General features: G+C 44.6%; 1 protein-coding gene. It reads right to left on the bottom strand.

Features of this window, described 5'->3' with window-relative positions:
- Nucleotides 1-285, bottom strand: a 285-nt coding sequence (locus ACFINO_RS10685) for a putative PEP-binding protein (protein WP_375655827.1), incomplete at both ends; no start/stop codon positions are given.

Raw genomic sequence — 285 nt, 5'->3', positions numbered from 1 at the left:
CGGATAGTAACAGGCAATCCACACATAATTTCAAATAATTGGACAAAATCTGAACGCTGCATTGGCAAAAGCTTATCTAGTGCTTTACGACGTCCGTTTTCATCATCACTTAAAATCATTTCACGCATAGCGACAATACGTTCACCAGAAAAAAACATGTGCTCCGTACGGCACAGACCAATACCTTCAGCCCCAAAAGAGTGCCCCATACGTGCATCAGAGGGTGTCTCAGCGTTGGCGCGAACTTTTATACGCCGCATCCCATCAGCCCATTCCATCAATTTT

It is taken from the genome of Bartonella sp. AA83SXKL (genome assembly GCF_042196965.1).
Lineage (GTDB): Bacteria > Pseudomonadota > Alphaproteobacteria > Rhizobiales > Rhizobiaceae > Bartonella.
Note: the sequence above shows the minus strand (reverse complement) of the source record. Positions and strands in the feature narration are given on the sequence as shown.